Here is a 16,250-nt window from a genome sequence, read left to right as displayed (position 1 = left end):
CTCAACCTATTACATGTCAAATCCAATTTTAGAATTAAAAGACGCCTCTATTTTTCAGGGTGAAAGCTTAGTGCTTTCCAATGTTAATGTAAAAATTGACAAAGGTGATTTTGTATATTTAATTGGAAAAACGGGTACCGGAAAAAGTAGTTTTATGAAAACGCTCTATGGCGATTTACCGCTTAATCAAGGTGAAGGACATATTGTTGATTTCGATTTAAAAAATCTAAAAGAAAAAGACATCCCTTTTTTACGACGAAAATTAGGCGTTGTTTTTCAAGATTTTAAATTACTTAGTGATAGAACTATAAATGATAATTTGCTTTTTGTTTTAAAAGCTACCGGCTGGAAAGACAAAGACAAAATGAAAACACGCGTTGAAGAGGTCTTAACCAAAGTAGACATGAAAACTAAAGGTTTTAAATTCCCGCATGAACTTTCAGGAGGTGAGCAACAACGTGTGGCTATTGCTAGAGCTTTACTGAACGACCCTGAACTTATTCTTGCCGATGAGCCTACAGGTAATTTAGACCCGCAAACTAGTGTAGAAGTTATGGAGGTACTTCAGGAAATAAACAAAAACGGCAATACTATTTTAATGGCTACCCACGATTATGCATTGCTTTTAAAGTATCCTAGCAAAACTTTAAAGTGTGACGAAAATCAGGTTTATGAGGTGGTGCAGCGTAAAGGGTAAAATCCATGAAAGTACTTTGTATTGGTTATTATGATAAATTCTCAAGATTCTTTATTGGAATTAAACATGAGCTGAACAAGGATTTTCCAAATCTAGAATTTAAAATTAAAAGTGTTTTTTTTAGTGGTTTTTTTTATGCTTTTATAAGACGTACACCTTCGTCTTTCTTATCACTAAAAGCATGGATAAATGTACTTTTGAATAAAAAAAAATACAAGTATTTATTAGAAGAAAGTACTATATATAAAACTATAAAACTAGAGTCTTTAATTAATTATCACCTAAAGCTTAATTCTAAAATTTCCAAAACAAATTTAATGCTCCAAGCCATGTCTTACATAGATATATTAGAGCATGAATTTATAGATACCAAACCTGATGTAGTACTTTTAATAGGTGATTCTAGACTAGCAATAGAAGTAACAAAAACATTAGCAAAAAAAAACAATTCAAAAATTTATTATATCGAACAGGGGCCTTTTGGAACTACTGTATTTGATAAAAAGGGTGTTAATGCTAATGCTTCAATTAAAGATTTTGTTATCAACAAAAACGAAAAAACAATTGATACATCACAACAAACATTAATTACATCATTTATTAATAGAACTAAACCAGAAAAATATAAAAGATCTGGATTCTATAGAGCTTGTGACTATTCACTCAATCTTCTTTTCAAATCTACCATAGTATTTCCGCCAGATTTAATGTATACAGATACATTTCAATTTCCAAAAAAATATAAAAAAGAAGCATCACTATTAGAAAAAAGTAAAACCTATAGTCAACCTGTGTTTTTTTTAATTTTACAGGTGCCTTTAGATGTAAATATGATTTCCCACAGTACTTTTAAAACACATTTTGATATTCTTAAAACAATTAAAGAGCACTTGCCTATAAACACAAAACTTGTAGTTAGAGAACACCCTGTGTATAAAGGAAAATATGAAAAAAAACTGTATGACTACGCCAAATTACATGCTATTGATTTTGATACAAATCTAAATGTAGATACTATGTTAAAAAAAGCTGCTGTAGTAATAGTGAACAACTCTACTGTTGGGTTAGAAGCTATTGCAAGATATAAGCCTACTGTAGTTTTAGGGGATTCTTATTATGCTAACCCACGAATTTGTATCACTTATGATAATAATGATAATTTATCGAAAACTTTAAAAGATGCTATACGTTTTCAACCTGATAAAAACGCAATACATCTTTTTTTAAATGCATTATTTTTTAATCATTTAGTTGATGGGTTTATTACAGATAAAGAACTAAATACTGCAAAACGTATTGCAGAAATAATAACAAAAGAACATAAGACAGACTAAACTATTATGCCATTTTTTTCAGTAATAATACCATTATACAATAAAGAAGAGCAAATAGAGCACACTATAAAGCATGTTCTTAAACAAAGTTTTTCTGATTTTGAAATTATCATTGTTAATGATGGTTCTACTGATAAAAGTCTAGAAAAAGTAGAGTCGATTTCAGACAGCAGAATAAACATCTATTCTCAAGAGAATGCTGGGGCTTCAAGTGCTAGAAATTTTGGCATCAGCAAAGCTAATGGAAAATACATGGCACTATTAGATGCGGATGATGTATGGTACCCAAATCATCTAGAAGAACACTACAAATCTATCTCGGCATTTACCGATGCCGATCTTTTTTGCAATGCCTATGCTTTAAAACTATCTAAATCGCATATTGAAAATGCTACTTACAATATTAAACCAAAAGAAAAACCGCAAATAATAGAAGATTATTTTAGGGCTAGTACTATTCACCCTATTGGATGGACTTCAGCGATAGTAATAAATAAAAAAGCATTTGTAAAAATTGGTGGCTTTAATTCTACTATAATTTCTGGGCAAGACCTAGATCTTTTGATACGTTTTGGATTAGAAAAAACCATAGTTTTTAATCCTAAAATTACTTGCTATTATGATAAAACTGTTCAAAACAGCCTCTCCAAAGAAAACCATCAAGAAGGGAAGTTTTTGTTATTTAATAGCTTTAAAGCTGAAGAACAAAACAATACATCATTGCACCTTTACCTAACACTAAACAGATACTCACTTGCTATTCAATGTAAAAGAGCTAAAAATATAGCAACATTTAAAAAGTTATTGCCCGAAATTGACACCACACTGCTTAATTGGAAACAGCGCGTTTTATTGCAAATGCCTTCATCGGTGGTTATTTTTCTTAAAAAATGGCATCTTTTTTTGATTTCAAAAGGTATTTACATTTCTTCTTATAAATAATTTCCCAACAATATTTAGACTAACTAACCTATATTTGTCTTATAATAAATTAAACTAAATGGGTATCCATAAATCTAAAATAGCAATATTAACTACAGTAGTAAATTTTGAACTTTACGAAAAAACTTCGATACTTTTTCCTAAAGGAATTAAAAGATACGTCATAGATGGTAGAAATCGTATGCACGGTATAGATAGTATTAAATTTATGATTTCTAAATTAAAAGATACAGCAATAGAATGGCTGATTATGGCCGATGAAGATGTTATTTTTTATAAACCTGACACAGTATTTGCTATAATTGAGAGAATGATTAATGAAGACTATACAGTCGCAGGTGTTAGGGATGGAGGTATAATAGCACATCGAAACCATAACCCTTACGTTATTAATACTTTCTTTTCTATTTTAAATTTAAAAACTGTGCTCGGAATTTGGGATAAAAGAGCTATGTTAAAGCATCAATATACTAAGCCGAATGAGTTCAAAGATTTACAACATCTAAATTTTGCTTATAATGCCAAAGTTTATTTGAGCCATATTACTGCTTCTATCTATGGCTAAGGAGAAATAACAAAAAAATTCTGTTTTTAAATGCAAAAATGAAACCTGACGGTATTGCCAATGAAGTTTGGTTTGATGATAAAGCTTTGTTATGCCACACATGGTATGCAAGGCATTATGGTATAGATTCAGCTCAAACAGAACGTATTGATAATTTTATTAATAAACAAAACCTTAATCATAAGTTTAAAAGTGAGCCAATACTATTTAAAGACAAGTTTTATTTAGCAAAAAAGCCGAAACTAATAATACACTTTATTTTGACTAAAATCAATAATTTATCCCATACAAATTAGATTAAAAATAACCTATAAAATTTAAAAAATTTTTTTTTCTTATGAACTTCAAAACTATTTTTCAATTATATAAATCACTAAGACACAAAATATCCTATAGTCCTTCGAAATACGTATCGTAATTAATAGTGTCTTTTATAACACGTGTTCTTTCTTTGAAGTTTTTGTTAAAGATACTACGTGTAGTATCTACTTCTCTTGCTGAAATATTTAACAAATTAGCTAGCGAGTGAAACACATCATCTGTCATATATTTTCTGTTTTTTTCAAAAGATATGTTTTCTTCAGCTTTATATTTTTTTGATTGCCATAAGAAAAAAGGAATATCAAACATTTGTTTCGAATAGATATCCTCATTATGTCCTGCCATATTTATATTAGAATACATTTCTTCGCCATGATCTGAAAAATAGAGTACAAAGCTTTTTACGGCTAAGCTATCCAAGGACTTTATAACTTCAGAAATAATAAAATCGTTATATAATATCGCATTATCATAATGATTTATTTTCTCAAAACTATCCTGAGACTTAAATTTAGTTTTTGGGGCGTCTTTAAATTTATTATAATGTCTTGGGTATCTATTTTCATAATGGTGGTGTGTCCCCATCATGTGTAGAAATATTACTTTTTTTCTTGACTTATTTTTTAGTATTTCTTTGTAAGGCTCTAATAACGCATCGTCTAAAACCTTACTGTTACCTGCAACAGTTGTGGTTAAAAACTTATGATTATTAGATGAAAGACTTATTTTAGTAATCAAGCTCTCAAAAGCACCAATTGGTCTTTGATTTGATACCCAATAAGTTTCAAAACCTGCACTATTAATCAGTTGTACTATAGACCCTTCAACTGTTCGTTTGGGGTTTTCATAATTCCCTAAAGTTAATATTTTTGTTAAAGCGCCCACTGAATAAGCATGTGGGCTAATAACATTTTCATAAATTAATAAATCCTTTTTTATACTATCAAGCCTAGGTGTAGTTTCTCTGTGATAATTATAAATACCCATGTGAGATCGTGTTGTAGACTCTCCAATAAGAACTACATAAACTTCTTCATCATTTTTTGCTTCCCTAAAAACGTCTTTAAAATTACCCTCCTTATTCTTTTGATAATCCCCTAATTTTTTGGCTTCAATAGAATAATCTACAATTGAAATTAATATTAAATAGGGTAAATTGAAATTTATGAGCCGAGTTTGTCTTATGGCTACAATTGCTAATAAAAATAAAGCAACAATTTTAAGCTTATATGACTTTGACTTTGCTTTTATTGTTTTTAAAAAAAGTCTTCTTTTAAATAAAAAGAAAACTGTAATTGATAACAATAAAACTCCTAGTATTACAATTGGCGTATCTACATAAAAACTCAAAAACTCTTTACTTTCACTAGTATTAGTATCTAAAGTAACAAAAATAGATGATGGACTAAAGTATGCTTTGAACAAATAATAATAAACAGTTTCAGCATAAAGACATATTGCAAAAAAGATATAAGATAATTTAAAATAAATAGTTTTTAAAAATGATGAACTGAAAAAAAATATTGGAATAACCAAAGTTGCCCCAAATGCCACATTTTCAATAAAATTAAAGAATGAAAATAAATTAAAAGGGTTAAATACTAAATCAAAAACAAATACCAAAACGGTAAGAACCAGGTATTTCAAAAAAAACGTATTAAAAACTTTCATCTTTTATTTTTTAGTTTCTTATAGCTGTTTATACCCTTAAAGCCTACTTGTATCTTAAATATTGCATCATTAATTTTTATAAAGTTATTTTTAATCAAAAAATATACATGTTTAAGAACTAATAAATAACTAAAATGTTTAAAATCGATGTAATTAATGGCTGCTATGGTTTTAACTCTATCATCACTTCCAGCATTACTGGTAGATCTAATATGTCCGTGTTTTACAATAGTTTCATTATAAAAATACACCTTCAAACATTTTTTTAATGTATCTTTTAAAAACAAATACTCTTCACCAGAAGGAAAGATACCTCCCAACCCAAACATAGCATTAAACTTTATATTATATTTAATAATAGTTTTTTTCCTAAATCCTATCTCAATCGAAGAGGCAGATTTAATACTCTTTCTTGTGGTTAATACTGTTGAACTATCAGGATATTTTTTGTAAGCTTGACCAGAAAATGTATCAATTTTAAATCTAATTATTGACACCTCTGTATACTGTTCAAAGGCTTTGGCTACAATATTTTGAAACCCCTTAACATATTGAACATCATCATCTGAAATTAAACAAATATTACCGACTGCATTTTCAATAGCTAAATTCCTACTTTTCGAAAGTCCTTTTTCATAAGAATTTATTACTCTGATATTAGCACTACTAGAGCTCAATTCTTTCCCTTTTTTAGTTTGATTTACTACCAAAATATGTAAACTTGATAAGTCACAATAAGGAAACATACTATCTAAAAAAGATAATGAATTCTGGTTCATTGTGGAAACGAGAATTTCTAACTCTACATTAGGATTTGAAGTCGGTACTTCCATAAAAACTACAAAGCTTTATTATTTCCCATGAAGGTATGTCTTAAAATAAATAACACTACTATAAAGTATAATATATATCTTATAAAATGTGCAATTATCACGCCTTCAGTTCCATAATAACCTATAAGATATACTGAAAGTATGTAAAAAACAATTACGGAAAAAAGTTCAGTAACTACAAAATTTACTGTTTGTTTTTTTGCTAAAAATTGATACGCAATTACTAAAGCTATAAACTTAACCAAATCACCCAGTAATTGCCATTTAAAAAGTTTAGACATTTCTAGAAACTCTGAAGTATAAAGCAGCTTAATAATTTGCGTTTTTAATAAAAACACTAAAAAAAGACCAATGACTAACAAGGGTAATAACATTTTATATATATGTTTTACTTCTTTTCTAAAATTGAACGTGTCAGTAATTTTAGCGTATTTTGGTAATATATAAAGTGGAAAAATAGCCGCTGTAAATTGCATATATGTTTTTGATATAGAGTTCATAGCCGTCCAATATCCAGAATCTATGATACTTACTTTATGCTCAATTAATCTTCTTATAGCTATATCATTAATATTACTAAACAGCACTACCAAAATAGTCATTAAACTATAGGAAAGTAGCTTATTCTTAAAATTTAAATTTAAGCTTAACCGTTTTAGATTTATGTACGTAAAACTCGTTTTATAAGTAAGCGCAAAATAATAGACAAACTGTATAATGGGAATTAACACAATGGCTAATAAACTCCCATACAGTGCGTATTTAATTGTAAAACCAACTATTAAAACTGTATTTATTACAACAACTCCAAATGTGGCTTTGGTAAATATTTTATAGGCTGAAAGCCCATTTAAAAGTGCATTTATTATAGCATTTAGAGCGAAAAATGGAATAACAAATGCTAAAATTTTAAATACTACCACAAAGTCTCTACCATCTCCAAACACTAGTTGATTGATGTAATTAGCTCCAAAAAAAAGAATACTAAAAGATAGTATAGTTGCAACTGCACTAAATAAAAAAGTAGTTGAAAATAATTGATTTAGTTTTTCTTTATCCTCTTTATATTCTGAGATATATTTTACCAAACCATTTGAGACACCTAAAACAGAGAACTTCTCAAAAAAGCTTACTACATTTTTAAAGCTACCAACTAAAGCAATACCTTCAGCTCCAACTAAAATAGCCAAAGCCTTTTGAGATATTAAAGAAAACACCATCCTTACTAAAACCAACAAAGTATTAGCAGAAGTAACCTTTAACAATAAATTGTTTTTTATGAAACTTGGTATGTTCAATAATTTAGCTTAGTAAATTAACAATAAGACCTTTATTCTTTTTGACCCTCTAAACCAAAAAGCGAGCTTCCAAAAATAAGTAAAATAATACCGTAATACATTAGGTAACTAATAAAATGAGCAATTACAGCACCTTCAACATTATCTAATAAATCAATAAAATAAACACTTGTAGTATATAAAATTATCACTAGAAAAGCTTCGGTTAATATATAATGCCAAAACATTTTTTTTGCTAAAAATTGATAAGCAATTATAATCGAAAGTATTTTAACAAAATCTCCTAAAAGTTGCCATAAAAACAGATCTTCTACAGGCTCAAATTCCTCAGAAAAAATAATTAACACAATATAATGCCTTAACAAATATATCAGAAACAATCCGCCAACCATTAGGGGTATTATTGTTTTATAAAAACTTAATACTTCTTTTTTAAATGCTTTAATACCATTTATTTCAGAGAACCTTGGTAAAAGATATAATACAATTAAAGAGCTAACAAACATTAAGTAATAGTTAGATATCCTTGTCATAGCTTCCCAAAAACCGGCATCTTTATAACCTAAATTATCAATAATATAAGATCTAATTGCAATAGCTACAAACGGCAATAAAACAGCCGAAAAAAGAGCCATTAATGAGTATGGACTCATTTTTTTAAATATATCGTAGCTTACATTGCTAACTTTTATTTGGTCAACTAAGCTTTTTCTATTAATAATACCAACAAGCGTGATTAAGAATATTAAAGACTCGGCAATAACAACAGAGATTAAAGCTCCATCTATCTTATTTTGATAAATTAAAAGTAATGCAATTGAAACACTTAGTATCTGACCAATTATATTAATGATAATAAGTATTTTATACTTAGAGAACCCATTCATTATAGAAAAGGTGAACATATTTAAAGCATAAAAAGGAAGTACTATGGCAAAGATTTGAACAACATAAGCATAGTCATTATAAGTAGGAAATATGACGTCATTAATCCATTCTGCCCTAAAATAACAAAAAAAGGAAACTACAACAGTAGAAATAAAACCCGTGTAATAAACTGTAGAAAGTGTTTTACTAAGTTTTATCGTATCATCCTTAAAATCAGAAACATATTTAACAACTCCTTTATAAAATCCAAAAGTTGCTATAGTTTGAAAAGCACTAACAAAGTTTCTTAAATTACCGATTAAAGCCAAACCTTCCGCTCCAATAAATAAAGCAATAGCTTTTGAGGTTAATATTCCAGCTATTATTCTAGTTAATACAGAGGTGGTTTGCAATGAGGCAATCTTTACTAAAACCTTACTGTTAATATAATGTATTAATTTTTTCAATTAATATGAATTTTAATTTTCTTCAAAAAGGTTAATTTTTTAAACAAAACAAAAGCAAAATGTATGTTTTTTCTTAATAAACTAAATATACAAAATCATTTAATGACATATCCGCTTAACCATTAGATTACTTAACGTTTATTCTTTGTATTTATTGAAAATAGTATTACCGTTTTCATCTATATATTCATAAACACCATAAGGTGCATCCTCTTTTATTAATGCAAAACTTTTATCTTTTTCTAAATAATTTAAATAAGACTCGTTCTCACTCAAATAAGAAAACAAAACCCTAAATAAATTTACAGATGTATTCAATTTAACATCAAAAGAAGGTACACTATCTGGCCATTTTATAGCTAAAGCTGATGTATAAATAGAATAAATAATATCCCTTTCTGTTTGTTTTACATGAGTTTCCATGCTATAATTTAATCCTATAAACCCGCCATGATCAGCAACTATTGCAATTAAACTATTAGTGTCTTTTTCTTTAATTATTTTTAAAATTTCTTTTAAGGACTTATTAGCTTTTTCTAAATCTTTTAAATAAGTTTCGCGCTCCTTCTTTATACCTTTTGATTCATTTTTATTTACAGATATATGACTAGGTCGCATCAAACCTATAAAATAAAAATTATTAGTAGAAACATTTTCGGTTATTGCGTGCTCTAATTCACTAATAACTTCTTTTTCAATCTCAAAACCTCTGGCTAAGAATGAAATTTCACTAAAATCTATATTACAATAATCATAACCAACCTTAGGTCTATTAACCAATAAATATGGTCTTTCAAGTAATAGAAAATTTTTATAATTATTCTTTTTTAAAATTGAAATTACTGGGTTATCTCCAACAATAATTTCTCTGGTATTATATAATTCTTTGCTACTTGTTGTGGTATTATTATAATAGTGATGTTTCATAGAAAACATTGAACTATTAGAACTTAAAGTAGACCCATAATTACTTCTATAATTATTATAAAGTTTAAAATTTTCATCTTTTAAAAAATTTTCAAAACTACTATTATTATAGCTGTAGTAACCTTTTTTTAATTCTGAAAAGTTAGCATACCCATCTGGTTGAATTATGTAAATGTTTGGTTTCTTTTTAAATATAACGTCTTCTATATTATCTGGTTGTTCTTGCCACGTAGCAGAATACGTTGCAACTTTATGAAAGTCTGGAAGAAGTTTTATAAAAACAAATAAAGCCAATAAAAACTGAAATACAATTATTTTATTAATGTGATTCTTAATAAGAATGGCTAGAAAAAAAACAGCCAACAAAAATAAAAATAGCCATTTATTTTTAAAACCATAAGTAGATAATATTACAAAATAAGTAAACGCTGTAAAATTTAGTACAGGAATTACGTAGCTTATATATTTGCCTCCCTTATCGAATTTTTTAAATAAAGCATAGGAAATTATAAATATTATAATAGGAATTACAATATAACAAGCTAAAAAAAACGCAAATTGAGTCCAAGAATTTACTAAAGTAAAATTGGTATTATAATAAAATAATAAAGGATATAGTCCAGCTGCAACCGCGGCAATAATTGGGAATTGCTTTTTACTATCTAAAAATTTAATTATACGAGTTCTTAACTCAATCATTACCTTTGTTTTTTTAATAAGAATAGCACTCTTTTGGTATCATCAATTTCTTTTTTTTCTATAATATCAAAAAAAATAGCATAAGATTTTTCAAAATTTTCAATGGAATAAGAACTAAAATGATCTTTAAATTCTGCTTTAGAATTTAACAAACGTTCTACCCACGAATCATTTTTCTTAGGAAACTCAATAATTAAATATTTGGAAAAAGATGCAAAAAAACTAGCCGACATATTAAACGCTACATTGCCTGATAAAGATATATGATGTATTACTGCCAAAGCCAATGTAACATCTGGAGTAAATTTTTGTATCCGTTGTATAAACGAAAACCGTTCTTTATTATTAAAGCCTATTGCCGAAGATGGATTAAGTACATCTAATACAAAAGGAGTCATGTAGTTTTCTTTGTTTGTTTTTGCCTTTACATAATTAAAATCAACCGCATTATTATCTATATCACAAACTAATGCCTGTTCAAGTCTATGAGTAATTTGTCTTACAAAAGCGCCGTCATTTCCACCAATATCAATTATTTTTTCTGGTTTTAAATTAGTTATCCAAGAATCTATAGTTTTTGCCTTTAAATTAAAAGCCGCATCACTATAATTTATTTTATTATAATAGTTCCCCCATTCAGAATCTTCTTTAAGTTCTAATTTTTTAATATAACTATATAAGGTTTTTACAATATTTAATTGTGCTTTTTTTGATAACGGTTTTACTTTAGCGTTACCTTTATAATCTTCACTATGCTTGTTCTCAAATTTTGCCAACAAATGAATATTCGTATAAAGAAAAGGGCTTAGTTTTGATTTGAAAGGCAACATTGACGCCAACATTTTTAAAGGAATCCCGTCAAAAAATTCGCTCATTAACTTGAGAGATTGCGAGCCATGATAATGCGCTAAAAGTAATGGTCCTAAAAAATGAGTTACAAACTGCTTGTAGGCTCTCCAGGGGGTGTTTTTAGCATAAAAATCAAATGAAAGGGTATCAATAAAAATGGCTTTCCCATTATGAAATGTAACATTAAATGCCGAAGCATCTTTTAGTGAAAACCCATTTTCTAAGCTAAACTTTTGTATTTTAAGAGTTAATAATGCAGCTTCCTTATACTGGTTAAAACTCCATTCATAAGGATATGTTATAAAGGGGATTTGCTCTGGCTGAATAATAATTTCTGTGTGAGATTTTGATAACTCTTTATGAGAAATTAATACTTTATTATTAAATAATTTATCAAAAAAACCAGAGTCTTTAAGTGCAGCGTATTGTTTAAAATAAATAGGGTTTATAGCTCTTTTAACAACGCCTTCGTCTATATAAACATAACCTGAAGGATCTCTAAATGAAGATGGATGAGATGGCTTATGAGTCACTAGACTTTTTGTTTTCTATATCAGACTTTTCAATATCAATATCATCAAACAAGTCTTTATCAGTTGTCTTTACAATTCCTAAAAACAGTTTAATTTTAAACAATAAATTTTTAGAAAACAATAGCACTCCTGCTACTGCTGCAACTATTGCTTGAACAATCATTGCTCCTATTGCTGGATCGAAATAAAGAAAATTCATAATTATTTTTTTGTAAATATAATAAACTCTATTCTTGCTTAATGAACAAGTAGTATAAATTAACAAATAAAATTGCAGCATTTGCAATTATAATAGGCAATCCAATTCTTATGGTTGGCATTAAAAATCCATAAATTATAAATAAAACACATCCTGCCATATTTACAAGACGCAATTTTTTCACATTTTTCATCGTAAAAGACACAAGTATCATTAATGATGCTAAATAGCCAATATATTCTGTACCAGTAATCCCAAATAATTCCATATTTACTGTCATGAAAAAAGAGAAACTCTATTTAGAATTTCTCTTTTAAAAATCTTGAACTAATGTAATAAATTTATATTGATTTATTACGCTTTCTATCTACTTCTGTTAAATAGATTTTACGTAAACGTAAAAATTTTGGTGTCACTTCAACATACTCATCTTTCTGAATATATTCTAAAGCTTCTTCTAAAGAAAACTTAATTGCTGGAACAATTTTGGCCTTATCATCGGCTCCAGAAGAACGTACGTTACTCAACTTTTTAGTTTTAGTTACATTAACCGTCATATCATCACCACGAGAGTTTTCACCAATCACTTGTCCTTCATAAATATCTTCACCTGGGTCAACAAAAAATTTACCTCTATCTTGTAATTTATCAATAGAATAAGGAATTGCTTGACCTTTTTCCATAGATACTAAAGATCCATTCTGTCTTTCTGGAATACCTCCTCTTAAAGGTTGATATTCTTTAAAACGATGTGCCATAATTGCCTCACCAGCTGTAGCTGTTAACAATTGATTACGCAAACCTATTATACCTCTTGATGGTACAATAAACTCACAAACCATTCTATCGCCTTTGGCTTCCATACTTAGCATTTCACCTTTACGCATCGTTACCATTTCTATAGCTTTTCCAGAAACTGTTTCAGGTAAATCAATAGTCATTTCCTCAACAGGCTCACACTTTACACCATCAATTTCTTTAATGATAACTTGTGGCTGACCAATTTGCAATTCGTAACCTTCACGGCGCATGGTTTCAATTAAAACCGATAAGTGTAATACGCCACGGCCAAAAACCATAAATTTATCTGCACTATCAGTTTCTTCAACTCTAAGTGCTAAATTCTTTTCAAGTTCTTTATTTAAGCGGTCTTTGATATGTCTAGATGTTACAAACTTTCCGTCTTTACCAAAGAAAGGCGAATCGTTAATTGTAAACAACATACTCATGGTTGGCTCATCAATAGCGATAGTCTTTAAACCCTCAGGAGTTTCCCAATCTGCAACAGTATCACCAATTTCAAAACCTTCTAAACCTACAATGGCGCAAATATCACCAGTTTGAACCTCATCTACTTTTAATCTACCAAGGCCTTCAAAAATATGCAGTTCTTTAATTTTAGATTTCACAATACTTTTATCTCTTTTAACTAAAGATATATTCTGACCAACTTTTAATTCTCCACGAGTTAAACGTCCAATTGCAATACGACCAGTAAAAGACGAAAAATCCAAAGAAGTAATCAACATTTGTGTAGTTCCTTCCTCAATTTTAGGCTCAGGAATATGCTCAATTACCATATCCAACAATGGCTCAATATTTTCAGTTTCATTTTGCCAATCATCGCTCATCCAATTGTTCTTTGCAGAACCATAAACGGTTGGAAAATCTAATTGCCACTCCTCAGCACCAAGTTCAAACATTAAGTCAAAAACTTTTTCATGTACAATATCAGGTGTACAGTTTTCTTTATCAACTTTGTTTACAACCACACAAGGCTTTAAACCTAAATCAATCGCTTTTTGTAATACAAAACGTGTTTGTGGCATGGGACCTTCAAAGGCATCCACTAATAATAAAACACCATCAGCCATGTTTAAAACACGCTCAACTTCACCACCAAAATCGGCGTGACCTGGTGTATCAATAATATTAATTTTAGTGTCTTTATAAATCACCGAAACGTTTTTAGAAGTAATAGTAATACCTCTTTCACGTTCTAAATCGTTATTATCAAGAATTAAATCACCTGTGTTTTCGTTTTCACGAAATAATTGACAGTGATACATAATTTTATCAACCAAAGTAGTTTTACCGTGATCTACGTGTGCAATAATTGCAATGTTTTTAATATTAGCCATAATAGTGCCTTATTTTAAGCGCGTGCAAAGGTACGTGTTATTTAGTTAAAAATATGTTATAATTATTAGCTATTATAATTTTCAACTCATGTTTTCGTTATTTTTATATAATTATCAACCTAGTGAATTAAAAAACATGTAACATGTCCCTAATCTCTCGTTTCACAAAACTCATCCCTCACCTCTATTTTATTGCTGTTTCAGCGTATTGGTTTACTATAGTTAACCAAAGCGAAGGTATTACCGCATACCCCATTTTATTCTTCGCCATTCCGTTTTTATGGCAAATAATCAGGCCAAATCGAAAATTAAATTTCACATTAGGCATAACATTCGTCTGTATTTCATCCTATTTAATACTAGCCTTTTTGTCAGATAGCTTACAAATTGTATCCCTTTCAAGTCCTATAAAACACCTTATGATGTATGGCGGATTATTCGTTTTCGCAAGCTTCATTATGGCATTATGGATTATAAAAAATAGCCTAAATAAAACATATTAAAATATTAGAGCGTTACCCTAAAAGGTCGGGCTTTCCGTTACAAGTCCTCGCACCTCTCCCGATAACTATCGGAATCGGGCTGTGGGCTTTCCTCTGCAATCCCTAACGCGGGCAAATCCGCCAAAACCAATTATAATTCAGCAAATTCAAAGCAATTTTGCTAACTTTACAGCTTAAATTTTTAAGCAAATGAACCTTACTGAAGTTCCAAAACTAAAACACACCAATTCCAATAACTTTTTTCTATTATGTGGACCATGTGCCATCGAAGGCGAAGACATGGCATTACGCATTGCCGAAAAAGTAATTTCTATAACAAATAAATTAGAAATTCCATATATATTCAAAGGCAGTTTTAAAAAAGCAAACCGTAGCAGAATAGACAGTTTTACAGGAATAGGAAACGAGAAAGCCTTAAAAATTCTTAGAAAAGTATCCGAAACTTTTGATGTACCAACCGTGACAGATATCCACGAAGTATCAGATGCACATCAAGCAGCACAATATGTAGATGTATTACAAATACCAGCATTTTTAGTACGCCAAACCGATTTAGTAGTAGCAGCAGCCAAAACTGGTAAAGTTGTCAACCTAAAAAAAGGACAATTCATGAGCCCAGAAGCCATGAAGCACGCTGTACAAAAAGTAAAAGACGCCGGAAACAACAAAGTGTGGATTACAGATAGAGGCACCATGTTTGGCTACCAAGACATGATTGTAGATTTTAGAGGCATCCCAACCATGCGAGAAATGGCACCAACCGTGTTAGATGTTACCCATTCCCTACAACAACCAAATCAATCAGCAGGAGTAACAGGCGGACGCCCAGATATGATTGAAACCATAGCCAGAGCAGGCGTTGTAAATCATGTAGATGGTCTGTTTATAGAAACACATTTCGATCCAGCAAACGCAAAAAGCGACGGGGCTAATATGTTACATTTAAATAATTTGGAAAAACTATTAACAAACTTAGTAGCTATTAGGAAAACAGTAAATGGCCTATAATTTATATAAACCAAGCCCTTTTACTTTCTTTTAATAATTTAGACGCCGCGTGTAATAAGGCTGTGAAATTTTCTTGGTCTAAATCTTCTAGTTCTTTTAGTTGAATAGAACGCACTTGCTTTCGTTTATTATCATTTTTCAAAACAGGAAACTCTTTTTCAAGCAAAATGCCTTGAACAAAAGCAATATCAACATAATCCTTACCTTTCAGAATATTTAAATAAATCATTGGCTTTTTGCCAATATTATAAAACGGGATTTTGTAACTATAGCGTTCTTCAACTTCTGGTAAGGAATGTAAAATTACATCTCTAACATAAAGCATAATGGATTGATATGGCTCTTTTTGATTTATGAAATATTCGTCAACAGGTTTCACTAAACTTATTTTATTTC

Annotated in this window: 17 protein-coding genes; 7 read left to right on the top strand and 10 right to left on the bottom strand. The window is 29.3% G+C overall.

From position 1 onward, the window contains the following. Window positions 1–13 precede the first annotated feature (13 nt). From Q0870_RS09770 to Q0870_RS09750, 5 genes are read left to right on the top strand one after another with little or no spacing between them, the layout of a single operon-like run. Window positions 14–697 (top strand): ATP-binding cassette domain-containing protein, encoded by a 684-nt coding sequence (locus tag Q0870_RS09770; protein ID WP_298555155.1) that lies wholly within the window; start codon window positions 14–16, stop codon window positions 695–697. A 5-nt stretch (window positions 698–702) separates the two neighbouring features. Next, window positions 703–2,031, top strand: coding sequence for a hypothetical protein (locus tag Q0870_RS09765; protein WP_298555154.1), 1,329 nt, complete (start codon window positions 703–705; stop codon window positions 2,029–2,031). A gap of 6 nt (window positions 2,032–2,037) precedes the next feature. Further along, entirely contained in the window at window positions 2,038–2,973 is a 936-nt protein-coding gene (locus Q0870_RS09760; RefSeq protein ID WP_298555153.1) for a glycosyltransferase family 2 protein, read from the top strand. A gap of 58 nt (window positions 2,974–3,031) precedes the next feature. Then, a complete protein-coding gene (locus tag Q0870_RS09755; protein ID WP_298555152.1) occupies window positions 3,032–3,538 on the top strand; it encodes a hypothetical protein in 507 nt (168 codons plus the stop codon). A 38-nt stretch (window positions 3,539–3,576) separates the two neighbouring features. Next, window positions 3,577–3,834 carry a hypothetical protein gene (locus Q0870_RS09750; RefSeq protein WP_298555151.1) on the top strand — a complete coding sequence of 86 codons (258 nt, stop codon included), beginning with the start codon at window positions 3,577–3,579 and terminating at the stop codon, window positions 3,832–3,834. Between the two features lie 94 nt (window positions 3,835–3,928). Here Q0870_RS09750 and Q0870_RS09745 read toward each other — a convergent pair whose 3' ends face one another. The 9 genes from Q0870_RS09745 to typA form a co-directional block, all read right to left on the bottom strand. Continuing rightward, window positions 3,929–5,530 (bottom strand): sulfatase-like hydrolase/transferase, encoded by a 1,602-nt coding sequence (locus tag Q0870_RS09745; RefSeq protein ID WP_298555150.1) that lies wholly within the window; start codon window positions 5,528–5,530, stop codon window positions 3,929–3,931. Then, complete coding sequence (locus Q0870_RS09740) at window positions 5,527–6,363, bottom strand: glycosyltransferase family A protein (protein ID WP_298555149.1); 837 nt, start codon at window positions 6,361–6,363, stop codon at window positions 5,527–5,529. Before Q0870_RS09740 ends, Q0870_RS09745 begins: the two co-directional genes overlap by 4 nt. 5 nt (window positions 6,364–6,368) lie before the next feature. Beyond that, on the bottom strand, window positions 6,369–7,628 hold the full coding sequence (locus Q0870_RS09735; protein WP_298555148.1) for an O-antigen translocase: 1,260 nt from the start codon (window positions 7,626–7,628) through the stop codon (window positions 6,369–6,371). Window positions 7,629–7,693: 65 nt separating this feature from the next. After that, on the bottom strand, window positions 7,694–8,995 hold the full coding sequence (locus tag Q0870_RS09730) for an O-antigen translocase (RefSeq protein ID WP_298555147.1): 1,302 nt from the start codon (window positions 8,993–8,995) through the stop codon (window positions 7,694–7,696). 138 nt (window positions 8,996–9,133) lie between these two features. Further along, the gene (locus tag Q0870_RS09725) at window positions 9,134–10,621 is read right to left on the bottom strand and encodes a hypothetical protein (protein WP_298555146.1); all 1,488 of its coding nucleotides are present in this window, start codon (window positions 10,619–10,621) and stop codon (window positions 9,134–9,136) included. Further along, window positions 10,621–12,003, bottom strand: coding sequence for a class I SAM-dependent methyltransferase (locus Q0870_RS09720; RefSeq protein ID WP_298555145.1), 1,383 nt, complete (start codon window positions 12,001–12,003; stop codon window positions 10,621–10,623). Before Q0870_RS09720 ends, Q0870_RS09725 begins: the two co-directional genes overlap by 1 nt. Then, the gene (locus tag Q0870_RS09715) at window positions 11,993–12,202 is read right to left on the bottom strand and encodes a hypothetical protein (protein WP_298555144.1); all 210 of its coding nucleotides are present in this window, start codon (window positions 12,200–12,202) and stop codon (window positions 11,993–11,995) included. Before Q0870_RS09715 ends, Q0870_RS09720 begins: the two co-directional genes overlap by 11 nt. Before the next feature lie 28 nt (window positions 12,203–12,230). Further along, window positions 12,231–12,470, bottom strand: coding sequence for a uroporphyrinogen decarboxylase (locus Q0870_RS09710; protein WP_298555143.1), 240 nt, complete (start codon window positions 12,468–12,470; stop codon window positions 12,231–12,233). 73 nt (window positions 12,471–12,543) lie between these two features. Continuing rightward, entirely contained in the window at window positions 12,544–14,343 is a 1,800-nt protein-coding gene (gene typA / locus Q0870_RS09705) for a translational GTPase TypA (RefSeq protein WP_298555142.1), read from the bottom strand. Window positions 14,344–14,486: 143 nt separating this feature from the next. On the opposite strand from typA, the gene Q0870_RS09700 reads away from it, so the two are divergent. Both Q0870_RS09700 and kdsA read left to right on the top strand, forming a co-directional pair. Further along, window positions 14,487–14,846, top strand: coding sequence for a hypothetical protein (locus tag Q0870_RS09700; RefSeq protein ID WP_298555140.1), 360 nt, complete (start codon window positions 14,487–14,489; stop codon window positions 14,844–14,846). A gap of 189 nt (window positions 14,847–15,035) precedes the next feature. Beyond that, the gene (kdsA, locus tag Q0870_RS09695; protein WP_298555138.1) at window positions 15,036–15,854 is read left to right on the top strand and encodes a 3-deoxy-8-phosphooctulonate synthase; all 819 of its coding nucleotides are present in this window, start codon (window positions 15,036–15,038) and stop codon (window positions 15,852–15,854) included. A 1-nt stretch (window position 15,855) separates the two neighbouring features. Here kdsA and Q0870_RS09690 read toward each other — a convergent pair whose 3' ends face one another. Then, window positions 15,856–16,233: a DUF1801 domain-containing protein gene (locus Q0870_RS09690; RefSeq protein ID WP_298555136.1), complete on the bottom strand. Its 378-nt coding sequence runs from the start codon at window positions 16,231–16,233 to the stop codon at window positions 15,856–15,858. Between the last annotated feature and the right edge of the window lie 17 nt (window positions 16,234–16,250).

Source organism: uncultured Algibacter sp. (genome assembly GCF_947487575.1).
Taxonomy (GTDB): domain Bacteria; phylum Bacteroidota; class Bacteroidia; order Flavobacteriales; family Flavobacteriaceae; genus Algibacter_B.
The sequence above is the reverse complement of the archived record's forward strand: the minus strand, read 5'-3'. Positions and strand labels throughout refer to the sequence as shown.